Source organism: Halovivax cerinus, from assembly GCF_024498195.1.
GTDB lineage: Archaea > Halobacteriota > Halobacteria > Halobacteriales > Natrialbaceae > Halovivax > Halovivax cerinus.
Genome location: NZ_CP101824.1, coordinates 53,347 through 78,372 on the forward strand (window position 1 = coordinate 53,347; position 25,026 = coordinate 78,372).

General features: G+C 63.8%; 31 protein-coding genes. 20 read left to right on the forward strand and 11 right to left on the reverse strand.

The annotated features are described in order from the left end of the window. The first annotated feature begins 133 nt into the window (after positions 1–133). The 3 genes from NO366_RS00280 to NO366_RS00290 all read left to right on the forward strand — a co-directional run bounded on the left by NO366_RS00280 (position 134) and on the right by NO366_RS00290 (position 2,991). A complete protein-coding gene (locus NO366_RS00280) occupies positions 134–1,492 on the forward strand; it encodes an outer membrane protein assembly factor BamB family protein (protein WP_256532321.1) in 1,359 nt (452 codons plus the stop codon). Between the two features lie 141 nt (positions 1,493–1,633). After that, positions 1,634–2,419, forward strand: a complete 786-nt coding sequence (locus tag NO366_RS00285) for a hypothetical protein (RefSeq protein WP_256532322.1) — start codon at positions 1,634–1,636, stop codon at positions 2,417–2,419. A gap of 74 nt (positions 2,420–2,493) precedes the next feature. Beyond that, entirely contained in the window at positions 2,494–2,991 is a 498-nt protein-coding gene (locus NO366_RS00290; protein WP_256532323.1) for a LabA-like NYN domain-containing protein, read from the forward strand. Positions 2,992–3,177: 186 nt separating this feature from the next. On the opposite strand, the gene NO366_RS00295 is transcribed toward NO366_RS00290, so the two are convergent. After that, entirely contained in the window at positions 3,178–3,360 is a 183-nt protein-coding gene (locus NO366_RS00295) for a hypothetical protein (protein WP_256532324.1), read from the reverse strand. Between the two features lie 173 nt (positions 3,361–3,533). On the opposite strand from NO366_RS00295, the gene NO366_RS00300 reads away from it, so the two are divergent. The 3 genes from NO366_RS00300 (at position 3,534) to NO366_RS00310 (ending at position 5,301) form a co-directional block, all read left to right on the forward strand. After that, positions 3,534–4,010: a PUA domain-containing protein gene (locus tag NO366_RS00300; RefSeq protein ID WP_256532325.1), complete on the forward strand. Its 477-nt coding sequence runs from the start codon at positions 3,534–3,536 to the stop codon at positions 4,008–4,010. A gap of 180 nt (positions 4,011–4,190) precedes the next feature. After that, positions 4,191–4,562, forward strand: coding sequence for a nascent polypeptide-associated complex protein (locus NO366_RS00305; RefSeq protein ID WP_256532326.1), 372 nt, complete (start codon positions 4,191–4,193; stop codon positions 4,560–4,562). A 7-nt stretch (positions 4,563–4,569) separates the two neighbouring features. Further along, on the forward strand, positions 4,570–5,301 hold the full coding sequence (locus NO366_RS00310) for a 50S ribosomal protein L11 methyltransferase (RefSeq protein WP_256532327.1): 732 nt from the start codon (positions 4,570–4,572) through the stop codon (positions 5,299–5,301). A gap of 49 nt (positions 5,302–5,350) precedes the next feature. Here the strand turns inward: NO366_RS00310 and NO366_RS00315 are convergent, their stop codons facing one another. Together NO366_RS00315 and NO366_RS00320 are read right to left on the reverse strand one after the other, a co-directional pair. Further along, a complete protein-coding gene (locus NO366_RS00315) occupies positions 5,351–5,581 on the reverse strand; it encodes a YgaP family membrane protein (protein ID WP_256532328.1) in 231 nt (76 codons plus the stop codon). 446 nt (positions 5,582–6,027) lie between these two features. Next, a complete protein-coding gene (locus NO366_RS00320; protein WP_256532329.1) occupies positions 6,028–6,336 on the reverse strand; it encodes a transcription factor S in 309 nt (102 codons plus the stop codon). Positions 6,337–6,899: 563 nt separating this feature from the next. Between NO366_RS00320 and NO366_RS00325 the strand changes: the two genes are divergently transcribed. Then, complete coding sequence (locus NO366_RS00325) at positions 6,900–8,198, forward strand: MFS transporter (RefSeq protein WP_256532330.1); 1,299 nt, start codon at positions 6,900–6,902, stop codon at positions 8,196–8,198. A 182-nt stretch (positions 8,199–8,380) separates the two neighbouring features. Continuing rightward, positions 8,381–8,884: a DUF5797 family protein gene (locus tag NO366_RS00330; protein WP_256532331.1), complete on the forward strand. Its 504-nt coding sequence runs from the start codon at positions 8,381–8,383 to the stop codon at positions 8,882–8,884. A gap of 289 nt (positions 8,885–9,173) precedes the next feature. Here the strand turns inward: NO366_RS00330 and NO366_RS00335 are convergent, their stop codons facing one another. Then, positions 9,174–10,403 (reverse strand): polysaccharide deacetylase family protein, encoded by a 1,230-nt coding sequence (locus NO366_RS00335; RefSeq protein ID WP_256532332.1) that lies wholly within the window; start codon positions 10,401–10,403, stop codon positions 9,174–9,176. Positions 10,404–10,768: 365 nt separating this feature from the next. On the opposite strand from NO366_RS00335, the gene NO366_RS00340 reads away from it, so the two are divergent. Both NO366_RS00340 and NO366_RS00345 read left to right on the forward strand, forming a co-directional pair. Continuing rightward, a complete protein-coding gene (locus NO366_RS00340) occupies positions 10,769–11,170 on the forward strand; it encodes a PPOX class F420-dependent oxidoreductase (protein ID WP_256532333.1) in 402 nt (133 codons plus the stop codon). A 351-nt stretch (positions 11,171–11,521) separates the two neighbouring features. Further along, entirely contained in the window at positions 11,522–11,968 is a 447-nt protein-coding gene (locus NO366_RS00345; protein WP_256532334.1) for a hypothetical protein, read from the forward strand. Positions 11,969–12,148: 180 nt separating this feature from the next. Here NO366_RS00345 and tsaA read toward each other — a convergent pair whose 3' ends face one another. Then, a complete protein-coding gene (tsaA, locus tag NO366_RS00350; protein ID WP_256532335.1) occupies positions 12,149–12,586 on the reverse strand; it encodes a tRNA (N6-threonylcarbamoyladenosine(37)-N6)-methyltransferase TrmO in 438 nt (145 codons plus the stop codon). Positions 12,587–13,208: 622 nt separating this feature from the next. Here tsaA and NO366_RS00355 point away from each other — a divergent pair. From NO366_RS00355 to NO366_RS00365, 3 genes are all read left to right on the forward strand, one after another. Next, positions 13,209–13,862 carry a ribonuclease HI family protein gene (locus NO366_RS00355; protein WP_256532336.1) on the forward strand — a complete coding sequence of 218 codons (654 nt, stop codon included), beginning with the start codon at positions 13,209–13,211 and terminating at the stop codon, positions 13,860–13,862. A gap of 168 nt (positions 13,863–14,030) precedes the next feature. Further along, a complete protein-coding gene (locus NO366_RS00360) occupies positions 14,031–14,699 on the forward strand; it encodes a helix-turn-helix domain-containing protein (RefSeq protein ID WP_256532337.1) in 669 nt (222 codons plus the stop codon). Positions 14,700–14,757: 58 nt separating this feature from the next. Next, on the forward strand, positions 14,758–15,117 hold the full coding sequence (locus tag NO366_RS00365) for a DUF7344 domain-containing protein (RefSeq protein ID WP_256532338.1): 360 nt from the start codon (positions 14,758–14,760) through the stop codon (positions 15,115–15,117). A 69-nt stretch (positions 15,118–15,186) separates the two neighbouring features. Here the strand turns inward: NO366_RS00365 and NO366_RS00370 are convergent, their stop codons facing one another. Beyond that, a complete protein-coding gene (locus NO366_RS00370) occupies positions 15,187–15,339 on the reverse strand; it encodes a glycine zipper domain-containing protein (RefSeq protein WP_256532339.1) in 153 nt (50 codons plus the stop codon). Positions 15,340–15,581: 242 nt separating this feature from the next. Between NO366_RS00370 and NO366_RS00375 the strand changes: the two genes are divergently transcribed. The 6 genes from NO366_RS00375 (at position 15,582) to NO366_RS00400 (ending at position 19,237) form a co-directional block, all read left to right on the forward strand. Beyond that, positions 15,582–15,860: a hypothetical protein gene (locus NO366_RS00375; protein ID WP_256532340.1), complete on the forward strand. Its 279-nt coding sequence runs from the start codon at positions 15,582–15,584 to the stop codon at positions 15,858–15,860. 153 nt (positions 15,861–16,013) lie between these two features. Then, entirely contained in the window at positions 16,014–16,628 is a 615-nt protein-coding gene (locus NO366_RS00380) for a hypothetical protein (protein WP_256532341.1), read from the forward strand. A gap of 90 nt (positions 16,629–16,718) precedes the next feature. Further along, positions 16,719–17,264, forward strand: coding sequence for a nucleotidyl transferase AbiEii/AbiGii toxin family protein (locus tag NO366_RS18540; protein ID WP_343217308.1), 546 nt, complete (start codon positions 16,719–16,721; stop codon positions 17,262–17,264). Positions 17,265–17,684: 420 nt separating this feature from the next. Next, the gene (locus tag NO366_RS00390) at positions 17,685–18,098 is read left to right on the forward strand and encodes a winged helix-turn-helix domain-containing protein (protein WP_256532343.1); all 414 of its coding nucleotides are present in this window, start codon (positions 17,685–17,687) and stop codon (positions 18,096–18,098) included. Positions 18,099–18,213: 115 nt separating this feature from the next. Further along, positions 18,214–18,432, forward strand: a complete 219-nt coding sequence (locus NO366_RS00395) for a hypothetical protein (protein ID WP_256532344.1) — start codon at positions 18,214–18,216, stop codon at positions 18,430–18,432. Between the two features lie 568 nt (positions 18,433–19,000). Continuing rightward, on the forward strand, positions 19,001–19,237 hold the full coding sequence (locus tag NO366_RS00400) for a hypothetical protein (RefSeq protein WP_256532345.1): 237 nt from the start codon (positions 19,001–19,003) through the stop codon (positions 19,235–19,237). Between the two features lie 640 nt (positions 19,238–19,877). On the opposite strand, the gene NO366_RS00405 is transcribed toward NO366_RS00400, so the two are convergent. The 4 genes from NO366_RS00405 to NO366_RS00420 all read right to left on the reverse strand — a co-directional run bounded on the left by NO366_RS00405 (position 19,878) and on the right by NO366_RS00420 (position 23,180). Continuing rightward, positions 19,878–20,633 (reverse strand): DUF6036 family nucleotidyltransferase, encoded by a 756-nt coding sequence (locus NO366_RS00405; protein ID WP_256532346.1) that lies wholly within the window; start codon positions 20,631–20,633, stop codon positions 19,878–19,880. After that, on the reverse strand, positions 20,630–21,556 hold the full coding sequence (locus NO366_RS00410) for an IclR family transcriptional regulator (protein WP_256532347.1): 927 nt from the start codon (positions 21,554–21,556) through the stop codon (positions 20,630–20,632). Before NO366_RS00410 ends, NO366_RS00405 begins: the two co-directional genes overlap by 4 nt. A gap of 377 nt (positions 21,557–21,933) precedes the next feature. Then, entirely contained in the window at positions 21,934–23,013 is a 1,080-nt protein-coding gene (locus NO366_RS00415; RefSeq protein ID WP_382274861.1) for a tyrosine-type recombinase/integrase, read from the reverse strand. After that, entirely contained in the window at positions 23,010–23,180 is a 171-nt protein-coding gene (locus NO366_RS00420; RefSeq protein WP_256532349.1) for a hypothetical protein, read from the reverse strand. Before NO366_RS00420 ends, NO366_RS00415 begins: the two co-directional genes overlap by 4 nt. Positions 23,181–23,692: 512 nt before the next feature. Between NO366_RS00420 and NO366_RS00425 the strand changes: the two genes are divergently transcribed. Then, complete coding sequence (locus NO366_RS00425) at positions 23,693–23,959, forward strand: winged-helix domain-containing protein (protein ID WP_256532350.1); 267 nt, start codon at positions 23,693–23,695, stop codon at positions 23,957–23,959. On the opposite strand, the gene NO366_RS00430 is transcribed toward NO366_RS00425, so the two are convergent. Continuing rightward, the gene (locus NO366_RS00430) at positions 23,942–24,727 is read right to left on the reverse strand and encodes a hypothetical protein (RefSeq protein ID WP_256532351.1); all 786 of its coding nucleotides are present in this window, start codon (positions 24,725–24,727) and stop codon (positions 23,942–23,944) included. The genes NO366_RS00425 and NO366_RS00430 overlap by 18 nt on opposite strands. Positions 24,728–25,026: the final 299 nt, after the last annotated feature.

Genomic DNA, 25,026 nt, shown 5'->3' on the forward strand with positions numbered 1-25,026 from the left:
GTGGGTGGCGACGCCGACCGAACGCTCTCTGACGCGAGTGCTGAACGACCGCGTGATTTCTCACGTCGCACTTCGAGCGGCCGCGAATGGGACACGTTTAGTACAGCACAGACACGATCGCGAAGCAACCATCGTGGATCGCGGAACGAAACCGAGTCGACGGACGGTACTCGCCGGCGCGAGCGCGATGCTCGTCGCCGGCTGCTTCGACGTCGACGCGACCCCCGAAGCGACCGGGGCAGACTGGCGGATGTACGGCAGGGGCCCTGGCCGAACTCGCCACGTTCCCGACGCTCGGCTGTCGCGAGACGGCGTCGACGTCGCCTGGGAGCGACAGGTCAGTGCCTCGAGCTGGTTGCCGCCGGTCGTGGCGAACGGCGTCGGCTACTGCCAGTACGCGAACGGTCTCTTCGTCCTCGACCCGGCGACGGGTGAGGGGCCGAACGTCGGCACGTACGGCGGCTTCGGCCGCGGCGGTCCGATGGCATTCGGTTCGACGGCCGCCTACGACGACGGCGTGCTGGTCGTTCCCTACGGCGATACCGTGGGCGGATACGCGGCCGATCCCGAACGCTGGCCAGACGAGGTCTCCGGCCTCGGGGAGCGTCGCGCTCGCTGGTGGACCGACGGGGACGAAACCGGTACCCGGCCCGTCGGTGGAGTGGCCACCGACGTCAGATGGGGAGCCACGCCGGTCGTCTCCGGTGGCAGCGTGGTCGGGGTCAACGGGTTCTCGAACACGGCCTGGGCTGTCGACACGGACGACGGCAGTGTCCACTGGCGGTACGACCTCCGAGACGCGGTCGAGAACGTCTCCGAACCCCTCGGTCTGGTGGTCGACGAGTCGACCGGGACGGTCGTGGTCGGGGTTCGCGACGTCTCCGATCCGGGGCTCGTCGCCATCGACGTCCGGGACGGGACCTCGAAGTGGACGGACGAGAGCGGCGATGGGGGCGATCTCGGCCCGGCGGATCGAAACGCACTCGCGGCGGGCGACGGACGCGTCTACGTCGTCGACGGAGCCGACAGCGATGAGACGGTTCGGCTCCGCGAACTCGACGCCAAGACGGGCGACACCAGCTGGACGCGTTCGTTCGAGCGACACCGCCACAACGGCGTCGCCGTCGGCGGGGAAGCCATCTACCACCTCGGAACGGTCGGCGATCGTTCGAGTGCGGACGAGTTCGCCGTCGCAGCCGTCGACCGCGCCGACGGCGAGGTGCACTGGGAGGAACGACTCGCGGACGAACCGGGATTCGACTTCGGCGTGACCGTCCAGCCGCCGACGATCGCCGGCGACTGTCTCCTGGTTCCCGGCGGGGACGGACTCCACGCGCTGGATCGAACGAACGGCGAGCACCTGTGGACGTTCACCGAGCTGGTCGGAACGGCCGGCGGCAGTGAGACCGAACGGGTCGCCTCGACGCCGGCGGTCGTCACCGACGATCGCATCGTCCTCGGGATGACGATCGGGCTGTACGGCCTCGAGTGATCGAACACGACTATGTCCCCGAACGATGTAATCGACGACGACAGCAGGTCGACGAACGGGCCCGGTAGCGGCGGAAATTCGACAGTTTCGAGAGGATCGGCCGGGTCCCTCGGAGGAGCGACCGGGCGGCGGGTGAACGCGGTGGTCGACGCGTCGGTCCTCCGGGCTACCCTCGTCGTGCTGCGTGACCGACCACGCGTGTTCGTCCCGTTTCTGGCGCTCGGGCTCCTCGGCGGTGGAACCACGCTCGCCAGGCTCGCGAGTCCGATCGCGCTCGCCCCAGCCCGATTTCCCGAGCGTGGATACGTCCACCTCCCCGTCTCGTTCGTTCCGGACGGCCAGGCCGGGCTCGAGTACGGACCCGGTGCAATTTCGGGGCTGAAACCGCAGTTTCTCGCGTTCCTCGTCGGCCTCGACCTGGCGGTCGTCCTGGCGACGACGGTCGCGTTCGCGATCGGGCTCTGGACGGTCGCCGACGGGACGAGCGGGCACGTCCCACCCGTGGGCCGGGTGTGCTGGCTCGTGAGCTACGTCCTCGTCGTCGAGGGGGCGCTGCTCGTGGCGACGTACGCGTCCTGGGCCGGCGTCGGCGGTACCGGAACGGCACTGGTCGTGTTGCTCGTTGGGTGGCCGATTTCCGTCGGCCTGTTCCCGGCGCCCGCGTACGTCGTGCTGGATGGAGACGGGCCGATTGGGGCTGTACGCGAGAGCGTCGCACTCGTGACCGACCGGTTCGCGGCGATCGTCGCCGTCGTCGTCCTCCTCGGATACGCCGGTTACGTCATGACCGGCGTGGCGGTCGTCGCACCGGACCCGACCGTCGGCGCCGCGCTGGGAACGGTCTTCAGTACGACGGTCGTCGGAACGGTCCACGCCGTCGTGGTGTTCGTCGTGTACCATCAGCGGGCCGAATCGTCGCCAGGATAGGTCGGAGACGGCGTCGGTCGAACGGCCCAGAACGCGTCGCAAGCCATTTGACCGCCAACCGTTATCCTTCGAGTATGACTGACGTTCACCCCGGCCAGCGGGTGGCGGTACTCGTCGACGCGCAGAACCTCTATCACTCCGCGCAGAGTCTCCACAGTCGTAACATCGACTACTCCGAGTTGCTCGAGGCGGCCGTCGGCGATCGACAGCTCACCCGGGCGATCTCCTACGTCATCCGTGCCGACGCCCCCGACGAAGAGAGTTTCTTCGAGGCACTCGTCGACATCGGCTTCGAGACCAAGATCAAGGACATCAAACGGTTTCCCGACGGGTCGAAGAAGGCCGACTGGGACGTCGGGATGAGCCTCGACGCCGTCACACTCGCCAATCACGTCGACACGATCGTCCTGTGTACCGGCGACGGCGACTTCTCGCGGCTGTGTTCGCACCTCAGACACGAAGGCGTTCGCCCGGAGGTAATGGCGTTCGAGTCCTCCACCGCCGAGGAACTGATCGAGGCGACCGACTCGTTCGTCGACCTCGACGGCGACGCCGACCGATTCCTCCTCTGAGACGGTCGAAACTGACCCACACCGATCCACAGCCGATGGCGACCGCGTCCGGTTCGGTCGCTCCCACGTCCGTCGGTCTCGACCTCGCGGGCCGCTCTCAGCGCTCGGACAGCTGCCGGGTCCGACTCCTGGCTCGTCGATGTCGAAACGGAGCGACGCTCGTCGCAGAAACCGAACCCGGGGCACTCAGGCGGATCTCGACTGGAAACTCCTGATCCCGCCGACGATACCCGCCCAGAGCGCGAGGCAGACGCCGAGAATCGCGATCGCGTACAGCCCCAGCGTCTGCCCGACCACCGACTGCCCGACGGTGATGAGCCCGGCTGAGACGAGGAGGAGCGTGCCGAGCGCGATCTGTGTCCCGTCCATTCGTGGTGGAAATAGCGGACATACGTAGTAAAATGCTATCGGTTCGAGCGCCAACAGTATAGATTGTTGTCTGATTCGATCAGAAAGGTACGGTCGGACGTCGTCTCCCCGTCGACGAAGACGCTGTCGATCGGTTCGATACCCTTTCGACGGTCCAACCGCAAGTGACGCCGATGACTGACGCGGTCGATCGGTCGACGCTGCGGCGGATCGCCGAGTACCAGTTCGGATCGGGCGCCGGCGACGCCCTGTTCCCGGCGGACGAATCACCCACGATCACCCGAACGAGTGGCGGTCGCCCCCAGCAGATCCACGTCGACGAGGAGAGACTCGCCTCGTTCGGAACGGACGGACGATTCACGCTCGGACTGGCGGGCGGGCGGCGACTCGCCGACGCGCTCGACGCGCCGGCGAGTCGCGTCGTAGTCGACGACGAGAGCGAGCCCTTCGTCCGCGACGGCAAGAACGTCTTCGCGAAGTTCGTCCGCGCCGTCGGAGACGAGGTCCGTCCCGGCGACGAGGTCGTCGTCTGCCACGAACGGGGCGACGTGCTGGCGGTCGGGCGCGCTGAGCTATCGGCGGACGGAATGGAAGACTTCGAGACGGGGATGGCGGTGAAGGTCCGTGAGGGTGCCCCTGACGCGGAGTGACGTAGGACGGGACGGAGACGCAAGAGAGAGAGAGAGAGAGAGAGAGAGAGAACGGAGCCGGGACGAACCGGCAGACCGCGGTACGGGACGAACGACCCACGCGACGCGTCGTCGGCCCGTTCGTCGCGTCGACCGTCGGCGGTCGTCAGCCTTTTGCCCGCGCGTGGCAACCGACAGAGTATGTTCGGGGGAGGCGGCGGACTCGACCCGCGGAAGATGGAACAGATGATGAACCAGATGGGCATCGACATGGACGAGCTCGACGCCGAAGAGGTGATCATCCGGACGGCCGATCACGACCTCGTCTTCGAGTCGCCCGACGTCACCAAGATGGACGCCCGTGGCCAGGAGACCTTCCAGATCATCGGCACCCCGTCGGAGCGCGACCGCAGCGAGGGGAGTGCTGACGGATCCAGTTCGGACGGCGCCAGCTTCGACGCCGAGGACGTCGACCTCGTCGCGACGCGAACGGGAGCGAGCGAGGAGGACGCGCGAGCGGCGCTCGAGGCGAACGACGGCGACCTGGCGGCGGCCGTCGCCGAGCTGGAGTGAGCCAGTCGTGACGGTCCTCGTCGTCTGCGAGGACCGCGAGTACCTCGTCGATCCGGGCGAGGAGTTCGGCACCGACCTCGGCGTGCTCGACGTTCCCGCAGACGTCGAACCGGGACAGACGATCGAGACGCACCTGGGCACCGAGTTTCGCGTCCGCCGCTTGCGCGGCCCCGACCTCTTTCATCACTTCGACCGGACGGGCGCACCCATGGTGCCGCGCGACATTGGCCTGATAATCGGCGAGACCGGCGTCTGCGCCGGCGATCGCGTGCTCGACGCGGGGACGGGGACGGGCGTCCTCTCCGCCTCCGTGGCCAGAGCCGGTGCGTCGGTCGTCACCTACGAACACGACGCCGACTTCGCCGACGTCGCCCGCGAGAACATGGCGCTTGCGAACGTCGCCGAGTCGGTCGACGTCCGGACGGGTGACCTGACCGAAGAACTCGACGACGTTGCCGACGCCGAGGCGTTCGACGTGCTGACGCTCGACACTGGTGACGCCCCTGACATCGTCGAACGCGCACCCGATATGCTGGTCGAGGGCGGCTTCGTCGCCGTCTACAGCCCCTTCGTCGAGGACTCTCGCGACGTGGTCGCGGCGGCCCACGACGCGGGCCTCGCGGACGTCCGTACCCGGGAGACTATCCAGCGGGAGATGGACTTCGACGACCGCGGCTCGCGGCCCTCGACCGCGCCCGTCGGACACACGGGCTATCTCACGATCGCCAGAAACGACTGACGGTGGCGCTCACGCGCGATCGAGCGCGGGCCGGACCCGGGCGGCCGGGTCACCGCCCGCGGTAGGTATCGACGCCAAGCAACCGGTTCAATACACAGACCTGTGTGGCGCCGGTGAACAGGAGTACCACGCCCACGAGGACCGCGAGCGCGCCCAGAACCGTTCCCAGCGTGCCGCCGAGGCCGATCCAGCCGCCGAGGATGGCGACGCCGACCAGCGCCAGGATCGGTCCGACGACGAGCCGTGCGGTGCGATCGGTGCCGCCGACGTTCTTCTTCATACACGATCACCGTTAGCACCTAACACGGGAGAGGGAATAAGCGCACCGCTCGATTCAACGAACCTCGACACGCCGACGAAGCGTCGACAGCGCCGACCGGGTCGGACCGGAGACCGATACCGACTCAAGCCGGGACAGCCGATTGGTTCGGGGACCCGACGACGGCACCGGCGGACACGTGTGGCGCACGTCGTTTCACCGCGAGCGCGAACGCACTCGCGGCCCGATTCGTGGACGTGCTACGAGTCGAGTGGGACCGGACGGTTCGTTGCCCGTACGAATAGGCGGCGAGACGCGCCGCGACTGTCGAGGCGGTGACACTCCTCGCAGCGCCCGTATGCAGCGAACGAGTTCCAGGCCGAAGACTCACCTGTCTGCCGTGGCGGCGGTGGCACCACGCGGTTCGCGCTACGTACCAGCCCGACGTCACCCGATGGAACAGGTCGTCAGTGGTCGTCTTCGCGCCACTTGTGCTCGCACTCGGTGCAGATGAAAAAGCGGGTCTCCGATTCGTCCGCGGAACGGATCTGCTGGAGGTACCAGTAGGCGCGGTCGTTGCCGCACTCGGGACACTGGGCATCGGTCTCGGGGAGCGACGACTCGTCGGAGGACTCGATGACCTCGCCCGCCTCCTGGTCGTCCGTGACGACGAACTCGTCCGCGTCGCCCCTCGGCTTCTCGAAGCCGCAACTGGCACAGACCCAGGTGCCGTCGTCGGCTTTCATCATCGAACCGCACTCGTCGCAGAACTCCATTGGTGTGCTATCGTGGCGGGTCGACGACCTTAAGCGGCGTGTTTGGTCCCTACCCGTTCCCCCGCGGTGTGACGACGGTCAGGACCCGTTTCTGCGTGGTGTAACGACGTTCAGGACCCGTTTCCGCGTGGTGTAACGACGGTCGGACGGCCCACGCGTCCGGACGGTCGACGGACGACGGACAGAACCGTCGAGAACGGTGGGGACCGGACGGTGGTGAGTAGCTGTCGTCGTCCGATCGATACGGCTCGCCGACGGCGTTTCGCGCGAATACCGAGTACGCGTTCGGATTCGAGTTCGGTCTCGCCGTCGGCGAGTCGGAGCGTCGTATCGCCGGGTTCGCACTCGACGGTGGTCTTCGAGACCAGATACGAAATCCTGCCGAGGTGATCGGTGAGTTCAGTGAGCGAGAGAGCGTCCACACGGAACGATTCGGCGAGGGGAGTACAGAATGGTCGTCGTAGTGGCGCAGAGAGTCTCCGCGGTGGACAGGCGACGAACGTCGATCCGATATCATTTCGGTTCGAAATCGTCATGGGCCCCGCCTCCGAATGGAGACACGAATGCTACGGTCGGGTCTCCGGTCGGTCCGCGGCGCGTTCGCCGTGGACCGTCGGGTCTTCGCGCTCGCGTTCGCCCGGCTCGCTGACGGCATCGGCAACTCGTTCCTGATCATCGTGATCCCGCCGTACGTCGCGAGCAGCGTGGTCGGCGGGCCGACGTTTGGCCTCACCGAGGCGATGATCATCGGAGTCATTCTCTCGCTGTACGGCCTGCTCAACAGCCTCTTTCAGCCGTTTACGGGACGACTGTCCGACAGCAGGGGCGCACGGAAGCGATTCATCCTGGTGGGACTGGCAGGACTGGCGACCACCAACTTCCTCTACCTGTTCGCCGGGTCGTACCTCTCGCTGGTCGTCCTTCGGGCGTTGCAGGGGGTGAGTATCGCGTTCATCGTGCCCACGTCGGTCGCGCTGGTCAACGAACTGGCGACGGCCGGCGACCGCGGCGGGAACATGGGCGTCTACAACACGTTCAGGCTCGTCGGCTTCGGCGCGGGCCCGGTCGCCGCAGGCGCCGTCGTCGCCGGCGGGCCGTACGCACTTTCGGTCGGCGACTCGGCGGTGACGATCAGCGGCTTCGAGGCGACGTTCCTGATCGCGACGGTGACGGCGCTGATCAGTCTCGCGATGGTCGCCACGCTGATCACCGATCCGTCGGACATCGAGCGGCGAGCGGGCGGCGCGCCGTCTCTCTCCCTCGGCGATCCACGCGGGCAGAACGTGCTCAATCCTGTGATCACGCTCGGCCTCGCCACGCTGTTCATGATGATCGGTATCTCGATCTTCGCGACGCTTCAGAACACCGTCAACGCGCGACTCGATCAGGCGTCGACCTGGTTCGGCCTGCAGTTCTCGGCGTTCGTCATCGCCCAGATCGTCCTCCAGACGCCGATCGGTCGCGCGAGCGATCGGTTCGGCCGACGGCCGTTCATCCTCGCCGGAATGATCGTCCTGGTTCCGACGACGCTGGTCCAGGGGTTCGTCGGGACGTCGCTCGCGATGTTCGTCGCCAGAATCGGACAGGGGGTCGCCGGTGCGATGGTGTTCGCGCCGGCGCTGGCGCTCGCCGGCGATCTGGCCCCCGAGGGGGAGTCCGGGACGACGCTGTCGGTCCTGACGATGGCGTTCGGGTTCGGCATCGCCATCGGGCCGCTCATCTCGGGCTTCCTGGTCGGGATCGACTTCGCCGTCCCGTTCGTCTTCGCCGCCGGACTGGCCGCGATCGGCGCCGTCCTCGTCGCGACGCAGGTCGACGAGACCCTGGATCGAGAGGGTGCCCCAACGGCCGCCGCCGAGTGACGGCGACCGTGATGGGGTGTGAGCGCACACCGTGCGGGCGGAGCGAGCGGAACGGACGAACGAGCGGGACGGACGAACGAGCGGAACGGCGTCGCGACGCCGTCGAGACGAACCACTCGCTCGCCGCGGCCGACGGGTGGCGGTCGCAATGCAAAAGTACCGATTGACCGTAGCCTCGCGTGATGAGTCTCTCCGAGGAGGCGCGCGATCGCCTCGCCGACGTGGTGCAGCTCCAGCCGACGAAGAACAGCGAACTCCAGGATCGGTGGGACCTGGAGAGCGGCAGCGACGTCCACCAGTTCCTGGAATCGGAGCTCTCGGAGTACTACTTCCGCGACGACAACAGCCTCATCCGGGCGACGCCGGAGGCAGCCGACCTCGTCGACGTCGAACCTGGCATCGAAAGCGATCCGGACGACGGGGTTCCATCGAGAGTGAGCGTGACGCCCTTCCAGGAGACGATCCTCTCCGTCGTCCCCGGCCCGTCGGACCGCTCGGCGAGCGTCGTCGCCGTCCTCCAGGCCGTCCGCGAGACCGGAGCGGTGGACGACCCCGACGTCGACGACGTACGGTCGGGGCTGCAACGGCTCAAGCGCCTCGGCATCGTCGAGGTGGAGTACCGGACGGTACCGACGTACCGGCTGGCGGTCGACCGCGACGAGTTCGACGTATCAGTGAGTGAGTGATACCGGCGCGACGGTCGCAGTCGACGAGTGACGTGACTGGTGTTCGTGACGGAGCGTGCGTCGACGATCGCGTCGGGCCGTCGGCGGGCGTGTCGACGCACGGTGTACCGAGGGCTCGATCGACGAGCACCGGCGACGGCGGGTGGGAGAGCGTGCCTGCGATGGCGGGTGGGAGAGCGTGCCTGCGACGGCGGGTGGCGAGAGCGTGCCCGCGACGGCGGGTGACGATTTCACACCCGCAGCGGATCAGGCGTATCGACGAGAAGGCGCAGGCGACGTGACGACGGGGTTAGAAGACGTACTCGTCCGCCATCTGGGCCGGCGAGATGAGCGACAGGTCGTCCGCATCCCGGTGGTCGCTCACGGACGAGGCGATCGCCTCCAGCGATGCGACCACGTCGTCGTCGACGTGTGAGAACGCGATGGACGTGATACCGCCGACCTCGGCCGTCCAGTCGACCAGGTTCGCTGCCGTCTCGGGGTCCGGGTTCGCGACGCGCGTACAGAGGTGCGGGTTCGCGGCGTGACCCTGGGCGGGGAACCGACCGGCGAACGCGAGGTCGTACTGGTCAGTCGCGGCCTCGTAGGAGGCCTCGTCGAATCGACCGCCGGGGAACGCGAAGAAGCGTGCGTCGTAGCCGTTGTCCTCGAGCCAGGCGGCAGATTCGCGAACCTCGCTCTCGCGGTCACCCTCGTCGAGGTCCGGGAGGCGCAGGCCACGCGACGCGTAACTGCCGACGGTCCAGCCGGCGCCAGCGAGTTCGTCGAGTTGTTCGGTCGTCAACCGGTCGCCCTCGGCGTTTCGGGACTCGCGGACGCGCTGGGTCGCGACGAACGTCGTCGCCGGGAGGTCGTGTTCGTCCAGGACCGGGTAGGCCAGCTCGTACTCGGACTCGTAGCCGCCGTGGAACTGCACCATCACCTGGCCGTTCTGGCTCCGCGGCGAGAAGAAGAGGTCGTCCACCCACAGATCGCCCTCGCCGTCGTCGCCCAGCCAGTGGACGATGTGGATCTCTCCGATGCGCGAGAGGTCCACCTCGCCGCCCATCTTCGAGAGGCCGAAGTTCCGTCGAACGAACGGGTTCTCCGGGTCGGTCTGCTGTCGATACTGCGCCTTGTGTCCGTTCTCGTCCCACAGCTGGATCGCCGGCGCGTTGCTCGACTCCGAGGCCATGGCGAGACCGGGAACCACCTCTGAACAGTCGAGCGGGGCCGACAGCGACTTGACGATACGCCCGCGAGCGTCGGAGTCGGCCGAGATGCGAACGGACTGTGATCCAGTGACCGAGCGGCCGGTGTCGGCCTCCATCGATCCCTTCGTCGCCGTCCAGTCGGCGAGTGACTCGAAGTCGTCCCACGTGCCGGCGAGTTCGTCGGGCGTCTCCGAGGGATCGTCGTCGTCGAAGTCGCCGATGTCGTCGTCGGACTCGTTGGCGGGGTCGTCGTCACCGCTCGTACACCCCGCGATCGCGACCGCCGTCGTCGCCGTTGCCGTCGTCAGGTACGTACGTCGCTTCATGTGTGACCGTACCGGAGCCTCTCGGTAGCGAGCGGTTTGTTATGCAGGTACTGGCACCCCGGTGGGACCCCGTACAGTTCCGACAACGAGAGGGTACAGCGACTCGCCGGGGGGACAGCCGTCCCGGACACGGCGGTGAGACACCTCGCCCGCTCAGGCTGACGTCGCCGTGGCACCGAAAGAGCGCAGCAGCGGGGAGCGACGCGAGTACTCTTCGGCTACAGCCCGCGTTCCGACGACGAAGCGGGCAGCGACCCGACACTGAAGCGGGCCGTGTTTCGACGCCGAAACTGGTCGCGAGCCGGCGCCAACCTGAACGGGTAGCGATGGCGGGCAATTTTGTCCCCGGTCGACGAACGGACGGTATGGAATCGATCCCCGCAGACGCGACCGACCTGTTCGAGAAGCGGACGTTCGCCCACCTGACAACGCTGTTCCCCGACGGCTCGCCGCACGCGACACCCGTGTGGATCGGCTACGACGAGGCGGCGAACCGACTCCTCGTCAACACGGAACGCGACCGACAGAAGGAGAAGAACGTCCGCGCGGACCCCCGGGTAGCCCTCAGCATGACGGATCCCGACGACCCCTATCGGATGCTCTCCGTGACGGGTGAAGTCGACGAGCTCACGACCGACGGCGCCCGCGAACACGCAGACGAATTAGCGGGGCGCTATACGGGAACCGCGGCGTATCCGAGTCCGATCGAGACGGAACGTATCATCATGCGTATCAGACCCGACACGGTCAGGTACGGCGGAGACTAGGGATTGTGGTGTCGCGAACGCCCGCTGTCGGGGCGGGTACGATCGCCGCCGCGTCTGGGAACGTGCGCGGTCAGCAGGCGGGTGATCGGGTACAGTGCTGGATTCCGTCGATTGGCCGGAATCGGGGAAGACGACTGCGCCGTCCCCAGGCAGTCGGCGTTCGATCTAGACGAACCTGAACCGGCGTCGATTTCCTCCCGAGTCCCGCACCCGTGGACTCGGACGCCGCGATGGACAACGTCGCGGGACTGGGCATCGGGACGATCGTCGCCGTACGGAGTCGATGGGCCGGTAGCACAGAGATGGTCCGAACGGCGACAGGTTTTCGACACGCCGGTCGTCTCACAGGGTATGGGCATGAACGAAACGGTCACGCTCGATACCGAGCTGTCGGCACACGAGGTTGCTGCCGGTTGGCCGGCGGATGCCTTCACGTGGATCAACAACGTCCGTCGGGCCGATGGTGCGGTCTCCGTGCTGCTAACCGATACGGTCGGTCCTGATCCGGAGCCATTCGCCGAGACGTTGCTCGACGGATTCCCTGCGGTCGAGCGTGTCGCGTGGACCCAGTTGCACAACACCTCCGACGGTTGTGTCGTGGAGGTATACGAGCGAGCACCGGAGTACGTCTCTGAACCCACTATGCGGGTGCTACAGGTTGCAGCCGGGACCAACTACTGGCGCCTCGCTCGTGACGCCGTTCGAGAGCAGTGTGGAATCCCAGTGCAGACGTGGTACGAGATCATCGACGGGGACGCCGATATTCAGACGGTCCCCCGCGACGAGACGCCGTACTGAGACATCGCCTCGTCCCGTCGGTTTGGCCCGCTACGGCGTTTTCTGTGGGTGTGCCGGTCGGACGTAGATGTACGCGGGCGACGGGGCGTGCGCTACGGCGTCGGAGCCGTGCTGACTAGCCCGGACGTCCGTCTCGAAGCGGACGTCGAGCGGTAGACAGTCCGCACTCTGTACCCACGATCACTCCCGCAGCGACTGGAGCCACCCGAAGGAGGCGTCTTCGTCGTCGATCGATCCGACGTACGGTTTCACGTCGACGATCGGCGTCCCGTCGACGAGATCGAGTCCCCTGACGTGAAGCGTCGCTCCGTCGCGTTCACGCAACTCGACGGTCGTCTGGGCGAGCGGGTTGGGCCGGTGAGGACTCCGCGTCGCGAAGACGCCGACCGCGAGGTCGTCGGCGTGTGGCGGCCGAGCGGTGAGGCGGTACTCGTCGATCTCGTCTAACTGGGCGAAGACGACGACGTGTGAAAACTCCTCGATGCCCTCGAGACCGGCCTCGTACTCCCCGTCGAGGACGATCTCGCCGGTCGTCTCGTCGACTGCGTCGTGATCGACGTCGGCGGGAGACTCGTAGGGCGAGCGAACGCGTCCGATCGGCGTGTACGTGATGGTCATGTGGCTGGTGTGGCTACGAGCACGTAGTGTGTTCGTGACTGGGTGGCTACTCCGGCCTCCGCGACCGAAAGCACTGCGGTGATAGCTGCGACGAGCGGGACGGACCGAGTCCGTCAGTACCCTTCTCGCAGGTTCGACTGGTCCGGCTACTGTCTCGAACCCGTCGAGGACACCGGCGAACGTGTCCAGTACCCGGGTGACGCCGTTCGTGCGGGTACCCAGCCGTGTCATCGGCTACCGCTCGAATCGCGTCGGTCGACCCGTTGACCGTCGCATCGAACTCTCCTGTATCGGAGTGGACTGTGACGGGATATCGCACGGGTTCGTCCGCCCGGCCGACCTGAACGCGTCCTCGTCGGAGGCTGACTGTCGAGACGGACCGCTCGCTGACTCGTGGCCGGCCCTGGTTGTCGTGTCTGGTCAGGTGCGCCCGACACTCCACCACCTATTCCATCGGGACCGAGACCGCTCCGACGGAGCGCATTCGCCGGCCACCGGCGCAACCGAGAGAGTATCCCTCTCGATCACCGAGGGCCCGTATGCAGTGGTGCGACCAGTCGCCGGGCTCGTTCGGGAACGAGGGTGTGACGGCCAGGACCCAAGATCCGACGGAGGGCGCGGCGTGACCGACGAGCCGCTCCCGGTCGAACACCTCTCCCCGCTCGCCGCGCTCGTCGACGAGGTGCTCGCGGGCGTCGGCTACGAGGTGGCGGCCGCCACCGAGGTCGTCGACGACACGGTCCCCGGCTACGGCGGTCTCTTCGATCCCGCGACCGACCCGGCCGAGTTGCGGAGTGCACTCGAACGACTACTGGAGTCGGGTCTCTCCCGGCCGCCCGTCCCCGAGGCGGCGAGCGACGCGTTCGTCCTCTACGTCGACGGTAGTTCGCGGGGCAACCCCGGCCCCGCCGGTGCGGGCGCCGTCATCCAGGACGCCGCAGGGGACGAACTCGCCCGTCTCGGTCGCCCCGTCGGCGCCCGGACGGGGAACAACACCGCCGAGTACGTCGCCCTCCAGCTCGGGCTCGCCGAACTGCTTGCTCGCTACGAGCCGCGCCGGCTGGACGTGCGCATCGACTCGATGACGGTCATCCGCGACGTCTGGGGCGGCGACGACCCGACGGAACCGGGCGTCGAGCGCTACAGCGAGGCGATCGCGGCGGCGCTGTCGGACGGTCCGGACCACCGGTACACCCACCTGGCCGACAGCGATCCGAATCCCGCCGACGCGCTGGCGACGGTGGGGGCCGACATCGCGGCGTTCGGACCCGGGTAGGACGTGGTGCCGGTCGACGTCACACGGACGGCTGTGGTCCTCGACCTGCTCGACACCCCGATCGCGAACGTCCGCGCGCCGTCGACCGACTACCACCGACGACGGAGGACAACTCGGCCACCCGACACCAGAGATGGATTTTACAAGCCACAGGTCCTCGGTCGCGTTATGGCGACCGAGGCTACCTTCACCGTGCCGTCCGATCAGTTCCCGCTCGGCACCGTGTTCACGCAGCTCCCGGACGTGACGGTCGAACTGGAGCGATTGATCCCGGCGGGGGACGTGGTGATCCCCTACTTCTGGGTCCGCGGGACTGCGGTCGACGACATCGAGGACGCGTTCACCGACCACCCCGGCGTGGAACGGATCCAACTCGTCGATTCCGTCGCGGACGAGTACCTCCTCCGGGTCGAGTGGTCCGTTGAGTACGACGACGTCCTGAGCGTGCTGACCGAGGTCGACGTCCCCCTCGTCGGCGCGACGGGGACGAGTCGGCAGTGGACGTTCGACATCCGCGGGGACACCCGAAGCGACGTCGCGGCCTTTCACACGCGCTGTCGAGAGCTGGAGATTCCGGTCACGATCACGGAACTCCACGCCCTGACGCCGCTCGAGACCGAGACGGAGTCAGCGCTCACCGAGACACAGGAGGAAGCCCTGGTGCTCGCCTACAATCGCGGGTACTTCGAATCTCCACGGGAGGTGACGATGGAAGAGATCGGCGACGAACTCGGTATCTCACCGCAGGCCGTCGCCTCGCGCCTCCGACGCGGTATCAATCACATCCTCGGCCACACGCTCTCCGACGTATCGGCGCCACCCCGGGACGAGACCTAAAAGTGTGTTACATAGTAAAAAACCAGGCTGAACTGCTCGACCGGTCGGATTACTAGTGATGCATGGGGATACCGGTGATTTCGACACGGTGCTCGATCTCTGTCGGAACGACCACCGTCGCATCGCGCTCGCTGTGCTCGCAACGGAGGGGCGGGCGGTGACGGGAGACGACCTCACCACGGCTATCCTCGAATACAATCACCAGACTCCAGCGTCAGAGGTTGGCGAGGACGTACTCACGCGGGTCACGAATTCGCTGTATCACGAACACATTCCCCGGCTGGAATCGGCCGGCGTCGTCGACCACGACCGCGAGCGCGACCGCGTCGAACCGACGGACCGACTCGAGGAGTTGCGCCCGTCCCTGGACACGATCGTCGAGCTCGACCCCGGACTCGAACCGCCGATCGAACTGTGATCCCGCGGTCCCACAGCGTACGCTCACCACCGAGACCCCATCGAACCGTCAGTCGCTGAGACGAATTCCTCACCGGGAACGCAACGCAGCCCCGATGCCCGCACCGAGTGCGACGCCGATCGGTATCCAGATTCCCAGGTCGTCCGTCACGAAACCGATCGCGACGCCGAGACAGCTGCCGATCGCCATCCCCGTCCCCATCTCCGAGCCGCTCGTCGCCATAGCGGTGGCCTTCGAACGGCACGCACATACAGGTTCTGGAGGGGTAGGCGAGGTCTTTAGTGAGTAGGTTCCGCCCGAGAGCGGCTCGGTGATGCGGTGAGTTGCTGGTGGATAGGACGCGCCCTCCGGAGTTGATTCACGGCTTGCGGGTCCATGAGGAAGTCACGTGTTATCTCCGTCCGTTTGAGAGTGCACAAGTGGCATTCAATACATATATAATCAAATCCATTTACTATCGAAATATGATGGATTACGCGTTCTTGGTAGTGGGGATTCTTGCCGCTATAGGGGTAGTGCGAATTCTCGCTTCGACGGTCATCAATGGAGGCGATACCGAGGATGTCAAGGGAGTCGGGGCACTCTTTATCGTGCTCGCGGCTGTGGGCACCGAACTGGTTCCGAGTCGGTTTCTCACGGTCACGCCTGCTATCGATCGCGCGAGTGATATCCTTATCCCCGCGGTTTTGATTCTGGGCCTCGCCCTCCTATTTGGGCCAGCCATCCGCAGCAGATGGTCGTAGGAGTCTGTCCCGCCTACTATCGTCCGGCGATGGTCGATAGAGCATCTCCATCGAGCGCGACTAGCATTCCACACCGCGTGGTTGGGCATATAAACACCTGCCCCAACCAATGCATTGGTTAGGCATTTAATCTCACGCGATAGCCACTGTATTATGGCGTTACTGGAGACGCCGGATCGGGAACGCGGGTTCAACAAAGAGCGGATCATCCGCATTCTGTTGAACCACGTGGGAGACGATTTGACGAAGTACCGGTTAGCACAACTTTCGGAGGCGTCTGAGCCGTGGACGCGCCAGTTCACTGAAACGCTCGAAGAACGGGGCCTGGTCGAAGGGACCGAGGTCGTGGCGCCCGCGGAACTGTACCGGACGTGGTTAGATCAGCGGATCGAACCGAATCACGTGGCGGTATCGCTCCAGCAGCCGATGGACCTGCTAGCGGAGACTGACTTGCAGTACGCGTTGACGACGTACCAAGGGGAGAACTTGCAGCAGGGGTTTCTCTTCGCTTCGACCACCGACTTCTACATTGCTCCAGCAGAAATCGACGACTGGCTAACGGTCGGCGAGGAGAAGGGACTGCTGGGCGGGGGAAATACCCGGATCAGGGTTATAGACGACCACGTCTTCTACAATCAACAGACGGTCGATGGGTTCTCGACCGTATCGGTCCCCCAATTGATTCTGGATTTGGTCGCGGAAGGCGGACCGTGTGAGGAGGCGGCGGAGAAACTCATCGATTCGTATCACGGTGACCGACAGTGGTGAGACAGTACTACGTACCGCAGGTAACGGAGCTCTCCGAACAGGACCTCCAGGCAGTGTTCGAAGCAGCGCAACCGCCGGTCTGCCTGCTCGGTGATTGGGCCGTCCACCTTCACGTCACCCCCGGTTCCACTCGGCGCACGGCCGCGAGTAATCGGCTCAAGAGACATCGATATCGGCATCCACGTAGACGCGAGTTGGTCGAGTGACGATCTCCGGGAAACACCGGTTGGAGAGACTATCTCGGCAGTCGAAGACCTTGGATACACGAAGAGCCGGTTCGGATTCGTCCAGCACTTCCTCCGTGACAGTCAGGACCGAATCAGCGAAGACGAAGCAAGCGAACACGGCATGCACGACGTGTTCCAGGTATACGTCGATATAATCCCGGACACCACGGAGTTAGACGAGTTCCGAAACGCGTACGGGTTCAAACCACCGGCGGAACCACTCCTGAAACCGGTATTCGACGCGGACACGGGCGGACAGTTAGCGGAGCACGTGTCGTGGTCGCCGTCCGCCGGAACGCTGATTGTGTCGCCGGAATTGCTGGCCGCGATGAAAATTCGCTCACTCCCGGACCGAGACAAGAGTCACAAACGGGTGAAGGATGTTGCCGACCTTCACGCCCTCCTCTGATACGTCACGGACTATACGGATGTACGGACCGGCGCACTGGAATACGTCTCCGACTCCGACGTAGAGCGATTAGCGGCCGCAGTAGACGATCCAGTGTTCGAAGACGCAGCGACACTCCTCCAGATCGAACCGCAACTCGTCAGCGACTCCATTTCCCAGTTACTCCGGTGATCCCGTCACGAGGCCGATCGCGACGCCGAGACCGCTGCCGATCGCCATCCCAGTCCCCATCTTCGAGCCGCTCGTCGCCATAGCGGTGGCCTTCAAACGGCACGCACATACAGGTTCGGGAGGAGACGGGCGTTCAGGGGTAGCAGGTCCGTCCGACAGCGTCTCGGTGAGGCGTGGGAAGTCGCTGGAGACAGCACGTATACCAACCGAAACGGCTTTACGATACAATCGACTACATTTGGGTACACTATGCCGGTGCTGCTCAAAGATCACGACGCCGAACTGACCCTTCGGCCAGGAACCACGAAATCAGATATCGTGGCCTACCTGTACCACAATCCCGAGTGGGGGTACTCTCCGCAGGACCTCACGGACGCCCTCGACATCCCGCGAGGGACCGCCACGACGACGCTAAAACGCCTCTACGAAGACGATTACGTCGGGAAAACCGACGACGGGTACTACTACGCGCTCGGCGAACGGGAAGACATTCGCCAGTACGTCTCCAGTCTCGATCAGGTGGACCGGCTGTTCGGCCACCACCGCGAGGCCGATGTCACGCCCGAGGAACCCGACAAACAGATCGGTGAGGGCCGGACCGACGAGGAACTCGATGCCGAACTCGACGCGCTGGAAGATGGGAGTGGCGACGTAGATGAGTAAACTATCTGCAGGAGACGTGTGCTGGGCACGGGATCCAACGAACGCCCATTCTCAGAGACCAATCGTCGTACTGGCTCACGAAACGCACCCGTTCAGCGCCACCGATTGTACCGTGATGTGCATCGGGACGAGCGCCGGAACGTACCAGCAAACGACACCCGAACTCACGGATGAGCACCTCACCGGTATCTCGTTCAACGACACCTCGTACCTGATGCCCTGGGCCCTGTACACGATCCCGCCTGGGACGATCATGAACGGGAATACAAAGGGGAAACTGACGGAAGCTGGACGAAGACTCGTGAAGAAGTCCCTGATTGCGCTTCTCCCGTAGTGAGCGGACAGTGAGAGCGGTGCTGTAGTGCAATACTCCAGCCGGTACCGGGGTCCCAGGCTGTAGCAGTCCGAGTCTCCGCCGTGTAGTTCGTGGAGTGACTTCGACTGTCCTAGACGGAGACCGGATTCAATCGAACAGTATCGAGCCTGTCCGAGACAATACATCACTTTCCTAAATGATCCGGCAGAGTCACCGAAGATAATAAATTTCCAACCTATCCAGTAATTATAATACACTGTATCGCGTAGCTCCCGCTGGAAGCCAGCGTCTCCATCAATCGCAGGGGACTGCGAAGCAACGAAAGAGTCTCCGACTCTTTCGAGCATCGCGGGAACTCCGTTCCCGCTCAAAATTGTCCCGGGTGTTGCACCACCCGAGACGCGTGGCTTCCAAACCCGCTTGAGGGTTTAGTCACCATGTTACGGAACACACCGCCGAGACAAAAAGGTCTCGCCCGCTCTCGGTTTCGAGAGACGAATCGCTATCCGTCGCTGCCTTTCGATTCCCGGGATTGGGGGCCGAGATCCACCGGGTGGCGAGTTCGATCGCACCGTGGTGAGCTCGGATGAGATCCATCGAATCGGCGGGCGGCGGGACTCGCGACACGTCTCGGACCCGCGAGTGTTACCGGTGTGACCGTGACGTGGCGCCACAACTCCTCTTTCGGGTCGACGTGCAGTCGCCGGACCATCTGTCGGAGAAGTACGCGGACTCCGTTCGGTACTGCTGTGAGCACTGCGCGGCCGCGATGAACCTCTCCGACTTCTCGGATCGGTGGAAGGCGCACGCGAAGCGGGAGTAGACGGGCAGGGGTGAGATTTTGTAGGGGTGCCTACCGCGTTTGGCCAGTTCACGCGTAGAAGTCAGCGGGATCCTCGACCACCTCGACTCGATAAGGCTCTAACAGTCTTGTTCAGATGTTACAGTGAGTGTGCAGGTCGCCACGTTCACTTTCAGAGCCCTGGCGCTCTCGACTCCCACGGCTCGCTGCGGTCCGTACGGCGTCCTCAGAAATCGAAGAGTTGTGATGGGCCGCACAAGAGCCTCGCTCTTGCGAACGTCGGGGGTACCCACTATTCGTCAACTCGGAATGTACGTGATTGTCACTTACCAAGCGGAGTATGTCACGGTTTTCGCCTCTATTGTCCATCACAAGTCCCCATTTCCCCGACCGGTTCTCCAAGTGGACAGCAAGGTTAGACTCTTCGATCACTGTTTGAACAGTCTCCGTATCGAGTTGGTCGACGACGTACTCCGACTCCACGTCTTGCCGAGGTTCGAGATTTGCACTATACACTCGGTGACCGCGCTGTCGAAATGACGTGACCGTCCCAGCGAGACCCCTCACTGGGTTACGTCAGTTCATCCGCGGAGCACGACCGACTCGTCCGACGCCCGCTCTATAGCGTCGGTCAGTTCCAGCCATGCGATTCCCGACGCGGTCACTTCCACACCGATCTGGCGTTCAATCGCCGACTCGGGGACACCCGTGTAGAGATCGTCATCGTATTCGAACTCCAGAAGCGTGGTGATAGCATCGTGGACTGTCTTTCCGTCCCGAGACTGACGTAGAGACTCTCGATCTCTGCGTGGATGTCGAAGACGTATCCCCGCTCTTCGAGCCGATCCAGCTTGTGTTTCATCGCGCCAATGAACTCGTCTCTTCCGATGAGTCCCAACTGCGTTTCGACTTCTTCGAGGATCACGTCATCGTCGATCCCGCCCTGGGCGATTCGAATCATGTCGTCGACGTCGTCCTCGCGGTTGGCGACTGCCTTGAACAGGAAGATGTCGGTTAGCGCGACCGTCCGCACCGAGAGGGGGCCTTCGTCGAACAGGTGTCGACTCCGAGAGACCATCGAATCGGTTAGAAAGAGGACGCCAGCGACCTGCTCGCAGAACACGTCGAATCGTCGTCGGTCATTCTCGAGGATGAACGACGCCTCGAGCTCGTGGTACGATTCGGAGAGGCCCGCCGGCGGCTCGTATCCTGCTGAACGAAGGGCGGTTCGAAGCTGTCGGAGTTCGGAATCGCTCCGGACGATCAGATCGACATCCTTCGTGGCGTTTTTCAGTTCGGCCAGTGTCAATGCACCTCCGCCGATGAGATACACCGTCAGCTCGTCGTCGATGAGTTCGGCGAGTTCGCTGAACTGGCGACGAATCGCCGACGAACCAAACGTCGGCTCACGGCTCATATCTCGACCTCGTACTCGGCCGCCAGCGTCTCGAACTCGCTCCACTGCGGCGTCTCGTTCGAATCGGTCTCACCGCAAGTCTGTAAGAATTCCAGCAATGGGTCGACTGTATCAGCAATCCCATATTCGTTCGCGGTCGATTCGACGTCTTCGGGCGACAGCTCTTCCGCAGCAACCAGCAAGAGGGCGTACTTTCTGTGCCGGGAATCGTTTTCGATGAGGAGAAGGTGACACACCAGCTCCTCAGCGGTGAGTGAGTCCCGGTTCGCCGAGTAATAGTAGTACTGCTCGGACGTCGTGTGAAACCGAAGCCCGTACTCGGCGTAGGCGTCGAGACCAGTCAGGTGGTAGTCGATATCCGCTATCGTCTTCTCGGTGCGGACGAGGAAGTCGTCGTGTGACTCCCAGACGATCGTCCCGTTTCCCACATCGCGTTTGATTCGAACTCGGTGCAAGTGGTGACGGAACTCGGACGCGAAGACGTGCAGGTCCTCGAAGCCCGCTGTGAGCTGATAGTGGCTCTGCGTTTTCGTCGCCATTGCGCGATTCGTAAGCGTCCGCAGATTTCGGTAGATTGTCGCCCGGGCGTGATCCGTACGCTCTGTGAGTTCGGTGGCCGTCCACGACTCGTGACTGCTCAGGTAGTACAACACGTTCAGCATCGACGAGGTGAATAGCTCCGGAAAATCGACGTGCGGATGTGCCTTCGTGAGTGACTGCAGCGTCTCTACACACCGATTATCAACAGGTCTCGCGAGCGTTTGGTTCCCGTTTCGCTCTTTATAGATGAGATTTCCCTGTTCCAGATTGCCGAGTGCCTTGGTTATCGTCGTCTCCTGGTAGTCGAGCTCCCCGGCCAGCTCTCGCCTCGACGTAGCCGCGTCGAGCACTGAGAGTACCCGAAGTTCCTTCTCACCGATCATGTTGTCTCATATTCGAACAGACCCTACTTAAGCACTTGGACGAATATGAGACAAACTATCCGAAATATATCCCCTCCTATTTGACTTCAGATGCTGCTCTATATCCAACAATTTATGGCGTGTGTTTTGGATATTAACGCAGAAATCGGCAAATATCCGCCATTCTGACGGATTGGGCCGTAGACGGCTATGTACCAAACACACCCAATAGATCAAAAATAATTCCTCTCGGTGACATCCTCCCCGTCGTAAACCGGCGGCTACGTGTAAGGAAATGCGGGAAAAGGGGTTTATATCCAGTGGGCCGGCGCAGCGGGGAACTACGTCGATACTGTGCAGTGTCGATACCTCGAACGGCGCAAATCGGGTTGATGATTCTACTCATGGTCAAGATCCTCCAAATCGAGCGATTCGATCAGCGGTCGACGACGCTTCTCCATCCGATCCCGGAGCCGTCGACGGCGCTCCTCGGGATCGGCTTTGTCGTAGTGCTCTTCGATCGTCTTCACGGTGGCATTGACGCGCTCAGCTACATCCTCGGGCGGCCAGCCGCGATTGAGTAGCCAGGTGACTGTCCCCGTTCGGATGCGATGCGGAGATCGCGACGACGGGCACTTGCTGGCGTGTGCGTACTCGGTCCACTCACAGCTGGCTCGTTCCTTCCCATGCGGGCACTCGCCCATAAGACAGGGCTCGGTCGCCAGGTAGCTCCAGACGCGGAGCGTGTTCTTTCCGGGCCGACCCTTTGCGCTCGCTAGAAGCGGCTGACGACCGTTCTCGTCCCGAACGTCGTACCGGTTGTTCCGGATATAGAACCGGACCACCTCGGCCGTCTCCGGCCGTAGCGCGACCGGCCTCTCCCCGCCAAGCTTGTTCTTCAACGGGGTCCCGGATTCCGGCCGGTGACGGAAATCAGCGTACGGTTGATCGCCCAGGTGAACGTCTCGGATATCGAGCGCCCGGAGGCCGCCTTGCCTCGCTCCGGTGAACCAGGCGAGTTCGAGGAACGCGTGGGCGCGGGTTCCGTAATGCTTCTCACTGTTTCGATAGAACTTCAGCAGCGCAACCGCGTCCTCGGTGTGCAGTTTCGCGTTGTTCGACCGGTCTTCGGGGTCAAGATCCGGAATCCGGACGGAATCAGCCAACCCATCCTCGACAGCGCCGAGATCTTCGAGGAAGCCGGCGAGTTTCTTCAGCGTCCACATCTCGCCTTCTAACGTCGCCGGAGCGACGTCGGACGCGCGGATCTCGTAGTACTCGTCCATGTCGTACGGGCGAAGCTGACCGACCGTCACGATCCCGACCGACTCGCACCACTCGATCCACAGTTTCAGCCTGTATTCCCAACCGTGAAGACTCCCCTCAGTCGAATCGGCTTCTCTCCGTCGAAGATACCGCTGGACGGCTTCCCGAGGAGTGAATTCCTCGGGGTCGCGGCGTCGTCGATTCCGGCTCACTCTCGCCCCTCCCGACCAGCCCGATCGCGACGCTCCGCTTCGCGATACGCACGCTCGATCTCCCGAGCGCAGTTGGCGCAGACGTGCCCCTCGGGCGTTATCGTCTCGGCCCGCCCATCGCAGCGGGGCGTGTCGCACTGGCCGGCTTCGACGGGTTGGACGCTCATGCGGCCACCCCGCGAGTGTCTGAAAACTGGTTGGTAGCGGTACGCTGAAGGATCGTGCGCGTGTTTGCTCGCATGGTCTCACCTTGTGGGACCACGGACCGGACCGGGCGCACAGCATGTCCAGTGACGCGCGCCCGGTGGGGGTCCGTTGGTCGATACGATAGTTGTCGAGAGGGTAGCTTAAGGTCGGGAGTCAGCTTTCCGGAATTTCCGATACGGTGTCGTCGAATGGGGCTTTCATATCCCCGTCGGGTGCAGTGTTGCATGGTTCTCGCACACCAGAGAACCACCCGGACCCGCGCCACCACGCGGGTCGTCGTCTTTCTTCTTCACATCGATCGGCCCAGGCCTGGGTGAGTCTCTGTTAGCCGGACTGACTGTCCCCGTATACTTATAGATTAGCGTAAAAACGCTACTATCACAGCACAAATGAGACAAGACATTGGCAAACCGACGGAAGTTAAACGGGGTCGGACCGACGGAACGGACGAATGCGGCCCAGACCGGCGTGGATGAGTCTGAAAGATGGTCTGATCCTCGAATTCCTCGCGGATCACGATCTCGAGCTCCCGCCGAAGCCGCTCTATCGGAATTTGAATCGACACGGGCACGAAATCGGGTACTCGACGGTCCGGCTTCGGCTCAGTGAGTTGGACGATCACGGACTCATCCGTCAGACCGAAGACGGCGGATACTACGAAATCACCGAGAAGGGGCGTGCGTATCTCGACGGCGAACTCGACGCGTCGGACCTGGAGGACTCAGACGAATCCGAGTGACTCGGTCGCGTCTCGACTTAGAATCACGTTCTTTTCGGAAACCGACACGTCCGAATCGGAAACGTCGCCGATCAGCGCGGCCAGGTCACGGAGGTAGCCGTCGTTTCGCTCCTCGCGAAACCGGACGATCTCGTTCACCGGCTCGATGGCGCGGTTTTCGAGATAGCACAGCACCCACGACTCGCGCGTCTCGTCGGACGCGTCGGCCAGGTACGCGGGCACCGTAAGCTGTTGGTGTGCCTTCGGTCCGACGGGCGCACCGAGACAGGTGAGGACCCGGCCCAAGACGGTACCGTGTTCGGTCGGGCGCGCTTCGTCGGCCCGACCGTCGCGATCGTCGATCACCTGGTACTCGACGCCGACCGCGTCGAGCGCGTCGACGATGTGCAGCTGGCGCCGCGTCGGATCGAGCGCGAACGACGGCCGGTAGTACTCTTCGGCGATCGACCCGCCCGAGAACACGTTCGCGACGAGCGCGTTCAAGGCTTGAAAGGTCGGGTGGTCTTCGTCGGTCTCGATCCAGTCGCGTTCTCTGGCGACTTCAATCGCGGCCACCGCGTCCGGCTTCGAACCGTCGAGCCAGGACCGGATTCGTCCACGCGGCATATCGAGTGCGTTTGCAATCGCGCTCGATCCCTTGTTCGGGTGCTTGCTCCGGTATCGCATCGCCTCGTGGTACTGCTCCACCCGTTCCCACGCGTCGACGGTCCGCCCACCGTCGTAGGTGCGCGCCAGGTCCTCGGCGCCGACGACCGCCTCGATAGTCATCACTCGTTACAGGTCACGAAACGCCCAAAACGGTTATGGTGTTATGTCTGATGGTCTGTATCCTTAGATTTCGAGAGTTTCAGCGCCTTCAAGACATCCTTGGAACGCCCATTACGACCACTGATGATTTACAAGCGGTGCTATTCACAATCCTGAGACTGTCAGTGGAACGTGACTGGCAGATAGATTTATACTATCCCCGTTCACTCTCTGTCCCGTACCCGGCAATCGATCAGAAAACGTGGGCGTGCAGGTTGCGGACGGATTCCCATTCCCTGCCTGCACTGGTGCGACCCAGC

What these genes read in the sequence shown, in the direction of transcription:
- NO366_RS00410 (WP_256532347.1), bottom strand. Translation starts at nt 21,556, where the DNA reads ATGATCGGTGAGAAGGAACTTCGGGTACTCTCAGTGCTCGACGCGGCT.
- NO366_RS00405 (WP_256532346.1), bottom strand. Translation starts at nt 20,633, where the DNA reads ATGAGCCGTGAGCCGACGTTTGGTTCGTCGGCGATTCGTCGCCAGTTC.
- NO366_RS00365 (WP_256532338.1), top strand. Translation starts at nt 14,758, where the DNA reads ATGCATGGGGATACCGGTGATTTCGACACGGTGCTCGATCTCTGTCGG.
- NO366_RS00430 (WP_256532351.1), bottom strand. Translation starts at nt 24,727, where the DNA reads ATGACTATCGAGGCGGTCGTCGGCGCCGAGGACCTGGCGCGCACCTAC.
- NO366_RS00305 (WP_256532326.1), top strand. Translation starts at nt 4,191, where the DNA reads ATGTTCGGGGGAGGCGGCGGACTCGACCCGCGGAAGATGGAACAGATG.
- NO366_RS00420 (WP_256532349.1), bottom strand. Translation starts at nt 23,180, where the DNA reads ATGAGCGTCCAACCCGTCGAAGCCGGCCAGTGCGACACGCCCCGCTGC.
- NO366_RS00425 (WP_256532350.1), top strand. Translation starts at nt 23,693, where the DNA reads ATGAGTCTGAAAGATGGTCTGATCCTCGAATTCCTCGCGGATCACGAT.
- NO366_RS00340 (WP_256532333.1), top strand. Translation starts at nt 10,769, where the DNA reads ATGGAATCGATCCCCGCAGACGCGACCGACCTGTTCGAGAAGCGGACG.
- NO366_RS00320 (WP_256532329.1), bottom strand. Translation starts at nt 6,336, where the DNA reads ATGGAGTTCTGCGACGAGTGCGGTTCGATGATGAAAGCCGACGACGGC.
- NO366_RS00375 (WP_256532340.1), top strand. Translation starts at nt 15,582, where the DNA reads ATGATGGATTACGCGTTCTTGGTAGTGGGGATTCTTGCCGCTATAGGG.
- NO366_RS00325 (WP_256532330.1), top strand. Translation starts at nt 6,900, where the DNA reads ATGCTACGGTCGGGTCTCCGGTCGGTCCGCGGCGCGTTCGCCGTGGAC.
- NO366_RS00330 (WP_256532331.1), top strand. Translation starts at nt 8,381, where the DNA reads ATGAGTCTCTCCGAGGAGGCGCGCGATCGCCTCGCCGACGTGGTGCAG.
- NO366_RS00370 (WP_256532339.1), bottom strand. Translation starts at nt 15,339, where the DNA reads ATGGCGACGAGCGGCTCGGAGATGGGGACGGGGATGGCGATCGGCAGC.
- NO366_RS00345 (WP_256532334.1), top strand. Translation starts at nt 11,522, where the DNA reads ATGGGCATGAACGAAACGGTCACGCTCGATACCGAGCTGTCGGCACAC.
- NO366_RS00360 (WP_256532337.1), top strand. Translation starts at nt 14,031, where the DNA reads ATGGCGACCGAGGCTACCTTCACCGTGCCGTCCGATCAGTTCCCGCTC.
- NO366_RS00295 (WP_256532324.1), bottom strand. Translation starts at nt 3,360, where the DNA reads ATGGACGGGACACAGATCGCGCTCGGCACGCTCCTCCTCGTCTCAGCC.
- NO366_RS00395 (WP_256532344.1), top strand. Translation starts at nt 18,214, where the DNA reads ATGTGCATCGGGACGAGCGCCGGAACGTACCAGCAAACGACACCCGAA.
- NO366_RS00380 (WP_256532341.1), top strand. Translation starts at nt 16,014, where the DNA reads ATGGCGTTACTGGAGACGCCGGATCGGGAACGCGGGTTCAACAAAGAG.
- NO366_RS00400 (WP_256532345.1), top strand. Translation starts at nt 19,001, where the DNA reads ATGAGATCCATCGAATCGGCGGGCGGCGGGACTCGCGACACGTCTCGG.
- NO366_RS00300 (WP_256532325.1), top strand. Translation starts at nt 3,534, where the DNA reads ATGACTGACGCGGTCGATCGGTCGACGCTGCGGCGGATCGCCGAGTAC.
- tsaA (WP_256532335.1), bottom strand. Translation starts at nt 12,586, where the DNA reads ATGACCATCACGTACACGCCGATCGGACGCGTTCGCTCGCCCTACGAG.
- NO366_RS00335 (WP_256532332.1), bottom strand. Translation starts at nt 10,403, where the DNA reads ATGAAGCGACGTACGTACCTGACGACGGCAACGGCGACGACGGCGGTC.
- NO366_RS00390 (WP_256532343.1), top strand. Translation starts at nt 17,685, where the DNA reads ATGCCGGTGCTGCTCAAAGATCACGACGCCGAACTGACCCTTCGGCCA.
- NO366_RS00290 (WP_256532323.1), top strand. Translation starts at nt 2,494, where the DNA reads ATGACTGACGTTCACCCCGGCCAGCGGGTGGCGGTACTCGTCGACGCG.
- NO366_RS00315 (WP_256532328.1), bottom strand. Translation starts at nt 5,581, where the DNA reads ATGAAGAAGAACGTCGGCGGCACCGATCGCACCGCACGGCTCGTCGTC.